Source organism: Alteromonas sp. ABH4_457 (assembly GCF_056160625.1).
This window is the reverse complement of the sequence record NZ_JBSWXN010000001.1, coordinates 309,968-324,428: the sequence shown is the minus strand read 5'-3', so window position 1 is coordinate 324,428 and position 14,461 is coordinate 309,968. Positions and strand designations below refer to the sequence as shown.

Below are 14,461 nucleotides of genomic sequence, written 5' to 3'. Positions count from 1 at the left end.
GTCACTGTGCTCCCCGGTTTTACTTTTTCTGAACAGGATGAAGATGAAAAGTTATCTGTCAGGCAGTTTGATTACACTGCTTGGATTATTTCCCTCGCTGCTTAGTGCCCAGGGTACGGTCAGACAGGAAGATTTGCAGGCTGCCCCCCCCAGCCGGGAAACCACCGTCGCCCGGTTTATTGCTCACCAGACTGCCGATAATGACATCGCCCCCCGTCTGGACGTGCTGCCTCCGGCCTTTTTCAACTCTGTTGACGAAACCATCGCCAGACTGGAACACCAGATGGACACGGAGCAGGCGATCTACTTTGAGAAGCTGAAAGCCAAAGTGGAGATGGAACGTCAGGCAAGGGATTTCGAGATTCAGGAGAAAAACCGCACTGTTGAACTGGCTCAGGTGCGTCAGCATAACCTGGAAAGTATGTTATCGCTGGGTAGCCTGGTGTCCCTGTTACTATTTCTTTTTTTGCTGTGGAGCCGTTATAACCAGTACCGGCAAAATCAGCGGCTGGCACTGGAAGTCCGCAACCGGACCACTGAGCTGGAGCAGAAAAATCAACAGCTGGAAGAAGCTTATCATGCGCTGGAGCAGGTCAGCATGCGTGATGCACTCACAGGCTTGTATAACCGCAACTTCCTCTCAGCTCAATTGCCGGGTGAGATCAGCCGGGTGCAACATCACTACGCCAGTCTTAATGATGAGACCTTTCCGCCAAATCATGACTTACTCTGCTTTTTAATTGATATAGACCACTTTAAGCAAATCAATGATGAGTACGGTCACCTTGCCGGTGACCGCTTCCTGGTGCAATTCACCGGTATATTAAAAGAAGTGTTCAGGCAGACAGATTTGCTTATCCGCTGGGGTGGCGAAGAATTTCTGGCGGTGTGCCGCAACGCTAACCGTAATGATATGGTGGAACTGGCTGACAGACTTATTGAGGCGGTGCGTCAGAAGCGTTTTCACTTACCAGATGATGTGGTGATCAACGCCACTTGCAGCGTGGGGTTTTGTGCAATGCCTCTGTGTCCCAGAAATCCTTATGAAATGGACTGGGTAAAAACCTTCGCGGTGATGGATTATTGTCTGTACGCAGCAAAAATATCCCAAAGAGACTGTTGGGTGGGCGCCATTGAAGCCTGCAAAGAAAGCGACAATGTTCTGCCGCCCTCTCCGCTGGAAGGGAAGTTCTCACTCACTGATGTGCAGATAAAAACGTCCCTGAACAACCTGGCCAGTATTGAGTGGCCAATGGAATAACCGGCGGGAGTTACACGCCGGTTTTAATGTCTTCCATATGGTATTTGTCGATAAGAGAATACAGGGTCGGCCTGGTCACACCCAGTAACTCTGCAGTCTTTGACATATTTTTATCGGCTGTCTGATAGGCCCGTCTGATAGCACGGCTTTCCGCCATCTCACGGACTTCCCGTAAATTCAGCGTTTCCGGCTCGTTGTCTCCCCGTGGTGCCATAAGGCCTAAATCTTCAGCCTGCACCACAGAGCCTTCTGCCATAATGACGGCTGATTTCAGCTTATTCTGCATTTCACGGATATTGCCGGGCCATTTATGGTTTAACATAGCCTGAATAGCGGTATCAGAGAAGCTCTTGGCTTTAGCACCGAACTCTTCCCGGTATGTATTCAGGAATGTACGGGCCAGCAGAATGATGTCCTGGTCGCGGTCACGCAGTGGCGGAATAAAGATAGGGATCTCGCCCACACGATAATATAAATCCTCACGGAAGGTTTCGTCTGCCACCATCTGTTGCAAATCCCGGTGGGTTGCACAGATCACGCGGATATCCACCGGAATTTCTGTTCGCCCGCCAACCCGTTCAATCACCCGCTCCTGCAGGAAACGAAGCATTTTAGCTTGCAGGCCAATAGGCATATCACCGATTTCATCGAGAAACAGTGTGCCGCCCTGAGCCGTTTCGATTTTACCCAGAGTCGTTTTATTAGCCCCGGTAAATGCACCTTTTTCGTAGCCGAATAATTCACTTTCCAGCAAGTTTTCAGGAATCGACGCACAGTTAATCGCGACAAAAGGCTTGTCTTTACGGGGGCTGTGTTCGTGAATACTTCTGGCAAACACTTCTTTACCGGTACCACTTTCGCCCTGTAATAACGTACTGATATCGGTGCCGGCAATTTTCTCGGCCTTGCGCATAACAACCTGAATTGCCTCAGAATTACCGATAATACGTCCCATGGCAGGACGGGCTTTCGCCAGAATGCGGTTCTGATGTTCCAGATTAGCCAGATTCAGGGCGCGGTTGACCAGCAGCTTGATAGTATCGGAATCAATTGGCTTCTGATAAAAATCGTAAGCCCCGAGATCAATCGCTTTCAGTGCATTCTCTTTATCGTTATTGCCGGTGACAACAATCACTTTGGTCCGCGGTGCCAGAGCCATGATTTCTTCAAGGGTTTTCAGCCCCTCAGAGGCATTAGCAGGATCAGGTGGCAGACCCAGGTCCAGAGTCACTACTTTGGGCTCATGACGACGTAACTGGGCAATCGCAGAGGTTCTGTCATCTGCAAATACCACGTTGTAGTCAGTAAAGCTCCATTTTAACTGTTTCTGGATGCCGAGATCGTCATCGACAACAAGAATCGTATCCGTCATTCGCACGTTTCCATTAGTAAATATGAATTATGGGAAATGAAATCTGTTAATCCAGCGGGAACACCAGGGTAAAACAACTTCCCTTTCCTGTTTCGCTTTCTACCGACAATTTGCCGCCAATAGACTGCATATAATTTTTTGCGTCATAGGCACCGATACCCATGCCCGCGTTACCTTTTGTGGTATCAAACGGCTTAAACAACCGTTGTTCAATAAATGCTTCATCCATGCCACAGCCATTGTCTTCAATCCGCACAATCTGGCGCTGACCGGCCAGGTCACTTTCCAGCGTTATACGGACAAAACCGTCATCGCCGGTGGCTTGCTGTGCATTACTGATTAGATGGTACATCACATTACTGAATTTCTCAGGATCGACCACTACCTTTTCTTCACTTTCCACCACCAGTTCAGGTACTGGTTTAAGTGACTGACAACGGGTTTCTATCAGCTTACCGGTTAAATCAGAGAGTGTGTGCGCTGAGAACACGCCGGGCTCATCGACCTTTTTCTCGGTGAGCTGACGCAGCATTTTATCCATGCGCGCTTTAGTATAATGCAGGGTTTCAAAGGTATCTTCAATAAACTCAGGGTTATGTTTGTGTTGTTCGGCATTACACAAAATGAGGTCGATTTGCGCCATCACATTTTTTAAATCGTGAAGTACAAACGCTGACATCCGGTTGAAAGCAGCAAATTGTGCGTTCTCTGCCACGGCATTGGCGGCTTCATGGTGTAGTAAGTATGTACCAACCTGTTCAGTCACAGCGTTAAGATAATCGCGGACTTCCCAGTTCAGTGTCAGTGCCTCACTGTCTTTTGTTTTTAGCAGGGCAAAGCCCCATATTTGTTCTGAATTTAACAGTGGCAGTGCCAGTTGAAAGCGACAACCTTTCAGCGCCTCTCTGTCCAGCAGCAAGCCATTGTACTCAAAGGGCTTTGATGCATACTCATCCACATCAACCAGCCAGTTGGTTTGCTGACAGAATGGCATAAGTTGCTTGAGGATCTTAATTTCGTCTGCCGATATTCCTTCGCTGTTTACACTGGCCACCACGTCAAAATCGATACCCGTGGCTTTCACCAGTGTGCCGTTTTCATAGTTGATGGCACCCAGCACCCCCCGCAATGCATTGCCATAAACATCCGGCGCTGCACCGGCTTCTGACGAAGACAGAGCCTGAGTCAGCTTCACCCACTCAACCCGGTAATCAAACTGGTTGGCAAAGAAGTGCTTGGTGATGAATACTTTTATCCGCGTACGGAAACTGTTAGACAGGACCATTGTGATGAGCAGTGCCAGAGACAGTACCACCAGCACGGTCTGAATCGTGGAACTCCAGTTACCGCCGATGTAATTCACCACATACCCGGCCAGTGCCATTACCAGCAAATAGATACCGGCCACCAGCAGCAAGGAGCTGTGCAGCACCACTTCACGGGAGATAAAGATATCGACGCCCCAATGCTTGATACGGCGGATAGCTACCACCAGTAGCGGCATCATCAGTAAATAGATATACCCTCTTGATACCACGTAGACCAACTCGATTTTTGTGACCATAGTGGCATTGGCGTACATCACAAATTCGAACAGGTGCATGGCGCCAAGGTAGAGCACCAGCGGTTTATACGCCCACTGATTCTCACCTGCCTGCCTGAATAAAACTTCAAGCAGAATAAGTACTTCCAGTGATAACACGGTAAGAAAGAGAAACTGCCAGGAGTGAGGAATTGTAGAAATAAAGGGAAGAAATAACGCCAGCACCGGCGGCGTGAGGATCACCATCGTCGCCGGCCTGCGCAGCACCTGCCAGAGATTATTGAAGTTATCCTGCAGACAGCCGGCAATGAATAACAACCACACCATTTGCTTGAGGGTGTCTGCTATCAGCAAATGCGGGCCGGAAACCGGACCGGTAAGCCTGGTGACGAAACTGAGTGACCACACCATGGTTGCCATCGTGGCAAGCACCAGCAAGTGCTTCGCCAGACCTGATTTACGGACTGTGAATAACAACAGCAGCAGAACCAGATAGCCTGCTGCATTCAGGCCGTAACCAATATCTGAAATCATAACTTCCCTATTTCCGGCAACTTATTGCTTTTGGATGACTAAACTTCCGATGGAGTATCCGGCACCGAAAGAACACAGTACGCCCACATCACCGGACTGAAGATCCTGATGATGCAGTGCAAATGCGATGACTGAGCCCGCTGATGCCGTATTCGCGTAACGGTCGAGTACGATTGGCGCTTCATCTGCCGTAGCATCCCGCCCTAACAGACGCTTAGCAATTAGCAGGTTCATGTTGATATTGGCCTGGTGCAACCACCAGCGGCGTACATCTGCCGGCGTAAAACTGTGACTGGCAAGGTGTGCCTCAATATGGTCAGCAGCCATCGGGCATACTTCTTTAAATACTTTACGGCCGGCCTGGTGAAATAATTTGTCTTCACCGTAGGGGTCAACATCGTGAGCGCGGCTGATGTAGCCAAAGTTCGAACGGATGTTATTTGAAAACGACGTCACCGCTTTTGTGCTCAGCACCGAAAATACATGGTCGCTGTTCGCGGTGTCTTCGCTTTCTACCACCGTGGCCGTTGCCACATCACCAAAAATAAAGTGACTGTCACGGTCGGTGTAATTTACCTGAGGTGACACCAGTTCAGGATTGATAACCAGCACGGCACGGGCGTTGCCGGATGCCACCATTTCCCATGCGCGGTGCATGCCAAATGTGGCCGCTGAGCAGGCAACCAGCATATCAAAACCGAAACCTTTAATACCCAGCTGGTTTTGCACTTCGATAGCAATGGCAGGATAAGCCCGTTGTGTATAAGCACATGATACGATCACCGCATCGATGTCTTCCGGTGATTTATTCGCCGCTGCCAGCGCCTTCTTCGCTGCCTCCAGGGCAATTTCCCCCTGATGGGACAACTCTTCGTCCTGTCGCTCAGGAATGACCGGGCGCATGCGTTCAACATCCAGCGCGCCTTCTTTACGGTAGATGTAGCGTTGCTTTATACCGGACGCTTTTTCAATGAACTCTGCACTGGAATGAGGTTTGGCAGCAACAGTGCCGGCATCAATTTGTGCCGCGTTTTCTGCATTAAACTTGTCTGCGTAGGCGTTGTAGCTGGCGACGAGTTCTTCGTTAGTGATTACGTGTTCAGGTGTCCACAGGCCGACACCACTGATAACAACTTTTTTAGTCATGAATAACTCTCTCGTTTTTTCGTAGCTTAGCCGTTTGAGACCCAAAAGTCATCGGACTTCTGACAAACAAAAAAGCCTGAATGCTAATGCATTCAGGCTTTCTGAAGAGGTATAAAGAGGCAGAAGTTTTATTTAGCAGTTACCTGCCACAGTGAGACTGAGCCACTGACTTCGTTACCCACTACAAGTAAAGCTTCACCGGTAGGGCTGTCTTCCGGACTGATAAATACCAGACTTTCCGGCGCCAGATCACCAATACTGTCATCAGCCGTCAGCCCTTCCGTCAAATCACGGTTTATCACGTATTCAGAGAAGCTGACATCGTACGGGTTCGTGATGTCGTAAACAAAAATGCCACCCATGCGCTCAGTACCGATAAAGGCATAAGTGCGATCGCCCAGTGTACCTGTGGTAATGGCTTCTGGCTCAGGCCCTTTATTTTCGGAGCGGCTGTCGCCTTCATTTTCATCATCGCCGTTATTAAACGCCGCACCGTGTACAGAGGCGGTGATACGTTCAAAATCATCACCTGAATCAAATACAACCTGACCGTTCTGATCCCAGATAGTGAAAGAACGTGCGCCATACGTATATGCTGCATCATATTCACCGTCACCATCGGCATCGCCCATACCCAGCGTCACCCGCAGGTCATCTGCTTCACCGTTTGCCTGCAACATGGCCAGCTCTGAATTTGTTGCGGCAGTGAGATCTTCGACTTTAACTTCATCGGTGTAGGCCAGACAGTCACCGTCGTCAAACTCCAGACCTCCGGCAGCCAGACAGGATGCTTCATCATCTGCACTGAAAATGTACTCACGGGCATCACCTTCGTTTGCAGTCAGCAGGAAAGTTGCCCCCTTCCACGTAGTTCTGGTGATTGTGTCCGGCATATAAACGCCATACAGGCCTTCGTACTGACCAAAGCTGACTTCACCATTTTCCTGCACGTCAATTTGGTACTGACTCCAGTCTTTGACGCCCAGTCCGATAATGCTGATAGTCATGGCTTCCAGATCAACCACGGCGACACCGTTATTTTCCTGCAAGGTAACGTAAGCAACAGAATCGGTGGCTGTGATGTACTCAGGCTCTAAATCCATAGCGACTGTGGTGTTAATGGCAACACCATTTATAGTACGGCCGGACGGATTAGGGAACTGCATGCCCATGGCTTCAAGCTCTGCCTGCTGGCCGTTGAAGCTTTCAAATGTAAGGGTTGTTGCAGTGTCTGCCGGGACACCGTCTGTGACAGTGATAACACTTACAGAACCTTCAGGGTCAATGGTGTAATCATCTGACGGTTCGCCCTCGTTCGCAGTGAGTACCTTTGTACCATCCGGAGTGAAAACAACATTATCAGGCAGGTTGCCAACTTCAACAGCGGAAAGGAAAGCCGGCTCGCCGGCATCAAGGCCGTTGTAGAAAAGTACAAAGCCGTTTTCAGCTTTTTCATCTGCGGGAATAGCGACAGCCAGCAAATCGCCGGACACCGCAATACTGGTAAGGCCGGCCAGCGCAGTACCGTCTGCTTCAACAGGTAATTCGATTGATGTGTTTGTGAGGTTGGTAGAGGTAACCGGCGCTTCCAGGGCATCTCCGGTGAGTTCTGCAATGCTGATCACAGAGATGGTATCTGATTCACCGTTAGTTGCATAAACGGTTTGTGTACCCGCATGATACTGCACAATTTCAGCAGCACCGGCCCCGCCAACAACTGCACGGCCCACAACTTCCAGTGCGACGCCTGTTGTGGCGTCCTGACCATCACTCCCGGTTTCGCCCTGTTCACCCTGAAGGCCCTGTGCACCGTCGGCACCGTCATCGCCATCTAAACTACACCCTGTCAGAGCGGCAGATACCACCAACGCCAGTAATCCCAGTTTGAATTTATTTTGCATCAACATGCTGTTTCCTTTAGAAGTTATTATTGAAATACGTCGCATGCGGCTGCGTGTGCATACAACAAAATTTCAATAACCTAAGGAAACGGTGTGACAGCAATAAGTCAGGGAGATGACGAATTTATGTCATCTTATCTCCCCTTCATTTGTTGTCTGAACACTTTCCCACAACAAAGCTGAACCGTTGCTTAACAATAAAAACTCTTTCGCTTACCGCTTCGTAGTTAACCTTTGCCAGTGGCTTTTTAACAGGCACTTAATTAGTATTAAGCAACGAAAAAACGCAGAAGAGGGACACAAATGAAACAACGGATGAAGGTGCTCGCAGTGGCGGGACTGGCAAGTGTGCTTAGCGCATGTGCTACATCCCCGACCGGGCGCAACCAGGTGTTGTTGTACTCTGAAACACAAATGGCCGAAATGGGCGGTCAGGCGTTTTCAAGTATGAAAGAGGAACTGAAGGTTTCCAGTAAACAGGTAGAAAATACCTACGTTCAGTGTGTTGCAAAATCGCTGACGCCGCTGGTACCGGACTCGGTGTTTAACGGTGAATGGGAAGTGGTGGTTTTTCAGGATGACCAGGTCAACGCCTTTGCATTGCCCGGTGGTAAAATCGGTGTTTATACCGGCTTGCTCAATGTGGCGAAAACCCAGTCCCAGTTAGCAGCCGTTATCGGACACGAAATCGGCCATGTTATTGCTCACCATGGTAACGAGCGTATGTCGACTTCCACACTGACAAACCTGGGTACACAAGCCGTAGCAACGGCAATTGAAGCAAAACAGGTAGCATACAGCGGTGCGATTATGGCGGCTATTGGCATGGGTTCACAGGTTGCGATTACGCTGCCCTTCTCCCGTGCCCACGAGTCTGAAGCCGATCTTATCGGCTTGGCACTGATGGCGCAGGCGGGCTTCGATCCCAGGGAGTCAGTAGAGTTATGGAAGAACATGGATGCCGCCAGCAATGGTCAGCGTCCGGTAGAAATTCTTTCCACTCACCCTGCCCCGCAAAACCGTATTGAAAACTTGCAGGCCAATATGCAGGCTGCCATGGCGGATTATCAGGGAACAGCTAAACGCCCTTCCTGTAAGTAGCTGCCAACCACAGTGAAGGTGTCAGGAGTCGACCCGACTGGCACTAATAAAAAACCCCCTTTCGAAAAAGGGGGTTTTTAGTATCAGTGTTAAGTACTCAGGATACTAAACAGAATTATGCTGATTCTTTCGCAGATACTGTTTTGTCAGCTTCTTTGAAAAAGTGCACATCCATTTGCGGATAAGGAATAGAAATACCTTCCGCGTCAAAACGCAATTTCACCGCTTCAGTAAAGTCCAGGCGTACGGCCAGGTTATCGGCGGCAGCCACCCACGGACGAACAGTAAAGTTAACGGAACTGTCACCTAATTCAGCCACGCCGATTAAGCAGGCTGGTTCTTTCATAATACGGGTTTCTTCATCTACCAGTTCCTGCAAAATGCGCTTGGCTTTCAGCAGATCATCATCGTAGCCGATGCCGAACGTCATATCACAACGACGGGTGTCTTTTGCAGAGTAGTTAGTGATGTTGTCGCTGTAAATCTTACCGTTCGGAATAGTGATTTCTTTGTTATCCAGGGACGTCATCACAGTGTGGAAAATACCAATCTTCTGAACGACACCGGCAGTACCTGCGGCTTCAACATAGTTGCCTTGTTTGAACGGCTTGAATACCAGTAACATAACGCCGGCTGCGAAATTCTTCAGAGAATCCTGCAGAGATAAACCGATAGCTAAACCGGCTGCACCCACAATAGCAACAAGAGAGGTGGTATCCACGCCCAGTTGGTCAAGTGATGCCACAATAACGAACAACATCAGTATTGCAGAGACAATCGACTCTACAAAATTGATTAGCATTTCGTCGTATTTGGATTTTGCCATCACACGACGGAATACAGACAGCAGTATACCGACAATGATTCGTCCAATAACGAAGATCGCAATTGCCATAGCGATGTTGATCGCCCAGGGAATAGCGTATGTATTAATATACCGTTCAATATCTGAAGCAGTAAACATTGATAAAGTTTCTTCCATTTCTGTTTCCTTTGTTAATGCGCGAATCGTTGCACAGTGCGGGGGATACGATAGCAATATTGCGGTAGATCACGCAATGCCCCTGGTCTGCTTTCTGCCTTATACAATGGTATAAATTCAGATGATGAAACACTTATAAGCTGACGATAATATTTCTGTCATCGCATCAACGTAAAGTTTGCAGTGCGTGAAAAAAACAGCGCGATGAATGCTCGACAACGTGTTTCTTTAACCAACTGATTTTAGTGCTAATAACAAAATTGAATAAATCCGGCATCGGGAAAGGCTGGAAATTCGCAGATTTTAGTCTATATTCAGTCATCACTTTTCGGCTTACAAGCCGCTCAGTGGCAGGAAATACGAACCAGAATACCGGAAGAAAGTGACTTCTTTCGTATGGATTTACAACATCAGGATCCGATGTTGGATGTAAGACGTAATGACGTATCTGGTTATTTAGCTATCGCCAAGTACCGGTTTGCTAAACTAAGGGATTTTAAAATGTTCTTTCTATCTGTTCTTTTTGTGATTGTTCTCTTCATTCTGGGTTTTGCCCTCACCTCTGACAAAGGTAAAAATACTGTTCACGCCCGAAAGAGCGGTGCTGCGACGGATTTAAGTAACATTTCCAAAGAAACCCGTCCGAACAGTGTTCAGGTTAACTAAATTCCCCCGCTTACTGCGGTGCAGACATTGCGTCTGCACCCGCAAACTCGCTATCATATAACGCTTATAAAACTGAAGTTATAGTGATATCACCATGCGAATCCCGCGCCTGTACCACCCCGGTAATATTCCTCTGGACGAAGAGTTCCTGCTTAATGATGACGCTGCACACCACGTAGCCACTGTGTTGCGACTCAAAGCGAATCATCCCGTTGTGCTGTTTAACGGCGATGGTAATGAGTACAGTGCCCAGATTATCGCAGTGAACCGCAAACAGGTTGTCATTGAAGCTGACGCCTGCCTGACCATCGGTAAAGAGTCACCTCTTCCAATTCATCTGGGTCAGGGTGTGTCGAAAGGCGACCGCATGGATACTGTTTTACAGAAAAGTGTCGAGCTGGGTGTTACTGAAATCACACCGGTACTGACACAACGATGTGCAGTGAAGCTGGATGAAAAGCGCTGGGAAAAGAAAATTCAGCAATGGCAAAAAATCATCACCGGTGCTTGTGAGCAATGCGGACGTAATGTGGTTCCGGTACTCAATGCGCCGGTAACACTGAATCAATGGCTGGCGAGTCCGACTCAGGCTGTTCGTTTAACATTAGCCCCGGGCGCAGATTCACCACTGGTAAAAACGCCCTATTCATCAAAAGGCTATCGTTTGCTTATCGGACCGGAAGGTGGTTTGTCTGAGCAGGAAATTCATCAGGCAAATGAAAGCGGCTATACCTCTGTCAGTCTGGGCCCGCGCATATTAAGAACAGAAACAGCAGCTCTTGCTGCCATTACTATTCTACAGTCCCAGCATGGAGACTTATAAACGTCATACTTGTTTTGTATGCTAAAACAGGTTAAAAAATAACTAAGCCAGAAAAACAATAAAAAGCTTATGTATCTCGTACATTCCGCCGGTAATCCGGCCATCGCCTCCGGCAGGTTGAATTTAGATCAGGTCTACAGTGCCTGTCTTGAACGTATTCTCGACGGTCAGCCTCTGGCAAAAGTGGTGACCTTCTACTTACAATTTCTGGAACAGCACACCACCAGTTTCCGTTTTGCAGTCATGCAGGTTGTACCGCAAACCGGCAGTTTATCCCTGTTAGCCGCCCCTTCTCTGCCTGAGCATTTTATTCGCGCCATTCACGAAATGAAACTGTGTGAAAAGGAAGGCGCTTGCGGGCCGGCGGCCGTAACAGGCCAGCCCTTTTTCATCGATAACATTGCAGCCCATCCGAACTGGAAGGACTTTTCACCGGAAATGGCAGAAGTCGGGATCACCAGTTGCTGGTCATTCCCGCTGATCCGTGAAAATAACTGTATCGGGACTCTGGCGGTCACCGGCGGTCAGAAGCAAACTCCGGATCCCCACACCATTGCCCACTATCAGGCCGTAGCGGTAAACCTGAGTAAAATTTTTGCTTACTGTGATTATCAGCAAGGAAAAAACAGCGCCAACTGGATCTTACAAAAGCAGGTTTCTCAGCAGCAGGAAGAAAATAAGTATTTAAAAGAAACCGCTGAAAAACTGGCCCTGAAAATGACAGAGGCCGAACATATTCTTGCCAGTTGCCCGCTCCCTAAAACCTTCCGCCCTATGGCATCGGGTTTAATCAAAGAAACAGAAGCGTTACTGGCTGTGGTAAAGACGACTTTTTCCTTTCAAAAAGTGATTACCGCTCAGAACAAAAGAAATGTGAGTTTAAAACAGCTCTCCCGTAAAGAACTGAATCAATTTTATAATGCATTAAACCGCTCAACCGGAGCCGGTTCAGACTTGCTTGGCGAAGCGGTTCGCAGACTGGATGAATTATCCGGTTACATCAGCCTTATCACTCACAATCCGGTAAAGCAGATTTCACTGGCGAAAGCCACCGGCACCATGCTTTCTGTCATAGCCAGCGCAGCGAAGCATATTGATATTAAAGCCTGTATCGACATAGACCCGGACTGTACTTCCACCATTGCTGCCGGTACGTTTACACAAATACTCAACGAACTGATTTTAAACGTGTGCCATCACAGCTACCCCAACCGTAACGAAGGAAAAATCTGGCTTTCCGCATCAAAAACAAGCTATGGCAATTACCCGATGATCAGGTACATTGTTGAAGATGAAGGACAGGCCATTCCGCGCACTACGATTCACAATGCCATGCGGCCGGCAGCAGCCACTCTGCTCAGACGGCATTCGGCACCGGGTGGTCTGGCATTGTGCTATCAACAAATTACCGCGGGTCTTGGCGGAACCATGCAAATCGTGCAGCGCCAGTCGGGCGGCAACAAGATAATCTTCACTTTTCCGGAACAAACCGCCGGCTAACGCGGTGTAGCACGATGATTACCTGCGAAAAGGTGTTGATTTTAGCAATATCAACGCCATAGTAGAGGTATTACCCCGTTTACATAAAAGAGAATCACCCGATGAGCTATTCAGTCGGCTTTGTGATGGACCCTATCTCGTCTGTCAAACCCCATAAAGACACCAGCTTTGCCATGATGCTGGAAGCGCAGAAACGCGGCGCGACCCTGTTGTATATGGAAATGAGCGATCTTTATCTGGATAACGGCAAGCCAATGGCCTCCGTGCGTAAAGTTACCGTACGGGACCAGGCACAGGATTTCTATTCATTGTCGCCCCGCGAGACCATGGCACTGGCAGATATCAATGTTCTGCTGATGAGAAAAGACCCGCCTTTCGACAGTGAATTTCTGTATGCCACACAAATGCTGTCTTTAGCGGAAGCCGGAGGCGCGCTGGTAGTCAATAATCCTCAGGCGCTGCGGGATTACAATGAAAAGTTATTTACTTCCTGGTTCCCGGATTTAATTCCGGCTACACGGGTAACACGCAATCCTCAGCTGGTAAGAGATTTCCACGCAGAACATCAGGATATAATCTGTAAGCCGCTGGACGGTATGGGCGGCGCATCGATTTTCAGGGTAAAACCCGATGGTAATAACCTGGGCGTCATCATTGAGACCCTGACCAAAAACGGGACCCAACAGATGATGGTGCAGGAATATCTGCCGGCCATTAAAGAGGGTGACAAACGGGTTCTGATTGTAGACGGTGAAGTGATGCCCTATTGTCTGGCGCGCTTACCCACGAAGGGAGAAACCCGTGGTAATCTGGCAGCCGGCGGTACCGGGCGTCCCCAGGCAGTCAGTGAGTCTGATAGAGCACTGGCGAACGCGATTGCGCCCGTACTGAAAGAGCACCGCATTTTGTTTGTTGGTCTGGATGTGATTGGCGATCGTATTACAGAGATAAATATCACCAGCCCCACCTGTGTCCGTGAAATTGAAGCCCATTTCGATTTCAGTATTATGGGTAAATTGTTTGATGCCATAGAAACTAAACTGGCAGCTTTGAGGTAACGTTGAATGACAGAACTGAAGTCCTTGCAAAATCACTTTCTGATCGCAATGCCGTCACTGGAAGACCCTTACTTTTCGCGGTCTATCACATACATTTGCGAACATAACAGTGAAGGCGCAATGGGTATTGTGATCAACCAGCCATCGAACATGAATCTGAAAGAACTGCTTGAGCAAACTGATAAAGACACGGAGTTTGCCGACAGTACGTCAGAGCATATTGTGCTGGCCGGTGGTCCGGTCAGTCAGGAGCGCGGTTTCGTGCTCCACTCTGATGACGGTGACTGGAGTTCCAGTTTGAAAATGGCACCGGGTGTTGTTGTGACCACTTCAAAAGATATTCTCTCTGCCATCGGTCACAGCGAGGGCCCCGAGCATGCAATCATCGCGCTGGGCTATGCGGGATGGGAAGCCGGCCAGCTTGAGAAGGAAATGCAGGAAAATGCCTGGCTGACGGTGGAAGCCGACACAGACATTCTGTTCAATACGCCCGTACACAAGAAGTGGCAGTCTGCTGTGAAGAAACTGGGCGTGGATGTATGGCAGCTTACGCCGCAGGTTGGCCACGCCTGAT

At 48.8% G+C, this 14,461-nt stretch carries 12 protein-coding genes; 7 read left to right on the top strand and 5 right to left on the bottom strand.

From position 1 onward, the window contains the following. The first annotated feature begins 43 nt into the window (after positions 1–43). On the top strand, positions 44–1,261 hold the full coding sequence (locus tag ACXAGR_RS01310; RefSeq protein ID WP_474842981.1) for a GGDEF domain-containing protein: 1,218 nt from the start codon (positions 44–46) through the stop codon (positions 1,259–1,261). 10 nt (positions 1,262–1,271) lie between these two features. Here ACXAGR_RS01310 and prsR read toward each other — a convergent pair whose 3' ends face one another. The 4 genes from prsR to ACXAGR_RS01290 all read right to left on the bottom strand — a co-directional run bounded on the left by prsR (position 1,272) and on the right by ACXAGR_RS01290 (position 7,763). Next, positions 1,272–2,633 carry a PEP-CTERM-box response regulator transcription factor gene (gene prsR / locus ACXAGR_RS01305; RefSeq protein ID WP_474847645.1) on the bottom strand — a complete coding sequence of 454 codons (1,362 nt, stop codon included), beginning with the start codon at positions 2,631–2,633 and terminating at the stop codon, positions 1,272–1,274. 46 nt (positions 2,634–2,679) lie between these two features. Continuing rightward, entirely contained in the window at positions 2,680–4,710 is a 2,031-nt protein-coding gene (prsK, locus tag ACXAGR_RS01300; RefSeq protein ID WP_474842985.1) for an XrtA/PEP-CTERM system histidine kinase PrsK, read from the bottom strand. Between the two features lie 21 nt (positions 4,711–4,731). Next, complete coding sequence (locus tag ACXAGR_RS01295; RefSeq protein ID WP_119502215.1) at positions 4,732–5,856, bottom strand: beta-ketoacyl-ACP synthase III; 1,125 nt, start codon at positions 5,854–5,856, stop codon at positions 4,732–4,734. A 128-nt stretch (positions 5,857–5,984) separates the two neighbouring features. Next, on the bottom strand, positions 5,985–7,763 hold the full coding sequence (locus ACXAGR_RS01290; protein WP_474847643.1) for a choice-of-anchor I family protein: 1,779 nt from the start codon (positions 7,761–7,763) through the stop codon (positions 5,985–5,987). 297 nt (positions 7,764–8,060) lie between these two features. Between ACXAGR_RS01290 and ACXAGR_RS01285 the strand changes: the two genes are divergently transcribed. Then, positions 8,061–8,858, top strand: a complete 798-nt coding sequence (locus ACXAGR_RS01285; protein WP_474847641.1) for a M48 family metallopeptidase — start codon at positions 8,061–8,063, stop codon at positions 8,856–8,858. Between the two features lie 115 nt (positions 8,859–8,973). On the opposite strand, the gene ACXAGR_RS01280 is transcribed toward ACXAGR_RS01285, so the two are convergent. Beyond that, positions 8,974–9,840, bottom strand: a complete 867-nt coding sequence (locus tag ACXAGR_RS01280) for a mechanosensitive ion channel family protein (protein ID WP_474847639.1) — start codon at positions 9,838–9,840, stop codon at positions 8,974–8,976. A 396-nt stretch (positions 9,841–10,236) separates the two neighbouring features. Here ACXAGR_RS01280 and ACXAGR_RS01275 point away from each other — a divergent pair, with 396 nt between their 5' ends. The 5 genes from ACXAGR_RS01275 to ACXAGR_RS01255 all read left to right on the top strand — a co-directional run bounded on the left by ACXAGR_RS01275 (position 10,237) and on the right by ACXAGR_RS01255 (position 14,460). Then, a complete protein-coding gene (locus ACXAGR_RS01275; RefSeq protein ID WP_474842994.1) occupies positions 10,237–10,506 on the top strand; it encodes a hypothetical protein in 270 nt (89 codons plus the stop codon). Between the two features lie 94 nt (positions 10,507–10,600). Further along, complete coding sequence (locus tag ACXAGR_RS01270; RefSeq protein ID WP_474847637.1) at positions 10,601–11,329, top strand: 16S rRNA (uracil(1498)-N(3))-methyltransferase; 729 nt, start codon at positions 10,601–10,603, stop codon at positions 11,327–11,329. A 69-nt stretch (positions 11,330–11,398) separates the two neighbouring features. After that, positions 11,399–12,829 carry a sensor histidine kinase gene (locus ACXAGR_RS01265; RefSeq protein WP_474847635.1) on the top strand — a complete coding sequence of 477 codons (1,431 nt, stop codon included), beginning with the start codon at positions 11,399–11,401 and terminating at the stop codon, positions 12,827–12,829. 101 nt (positions 12,830–12,930) lie between these two features. Continuing rightward, positions 12,931–13,887: a glutathione synthase gene (gene gshB / locus ACXAGR_RS01260; RefSeq protein ID WP_474847633.1), complete on the top strand. Its 957-nt coding sequence runs from the start codon at positions 12,931–12,933 to the stop codon at positions 13,885–13,887. Positions 13,888–13,893: 6 nt separating this feature from the next. After that, positions 13,894–14,460: a YqgE/AlgH family protein gene (locus tag ACXAGR_RS01255; protein WP_119502223.1), complete on the top strand. Its 567-nt coding sequence runs from the start codon at positions 13,894–13,896 to the stop codon at positions 14,458–14,460. The last annotated feature ends 1 nt before the right edge of the window (position 14,461 follow it).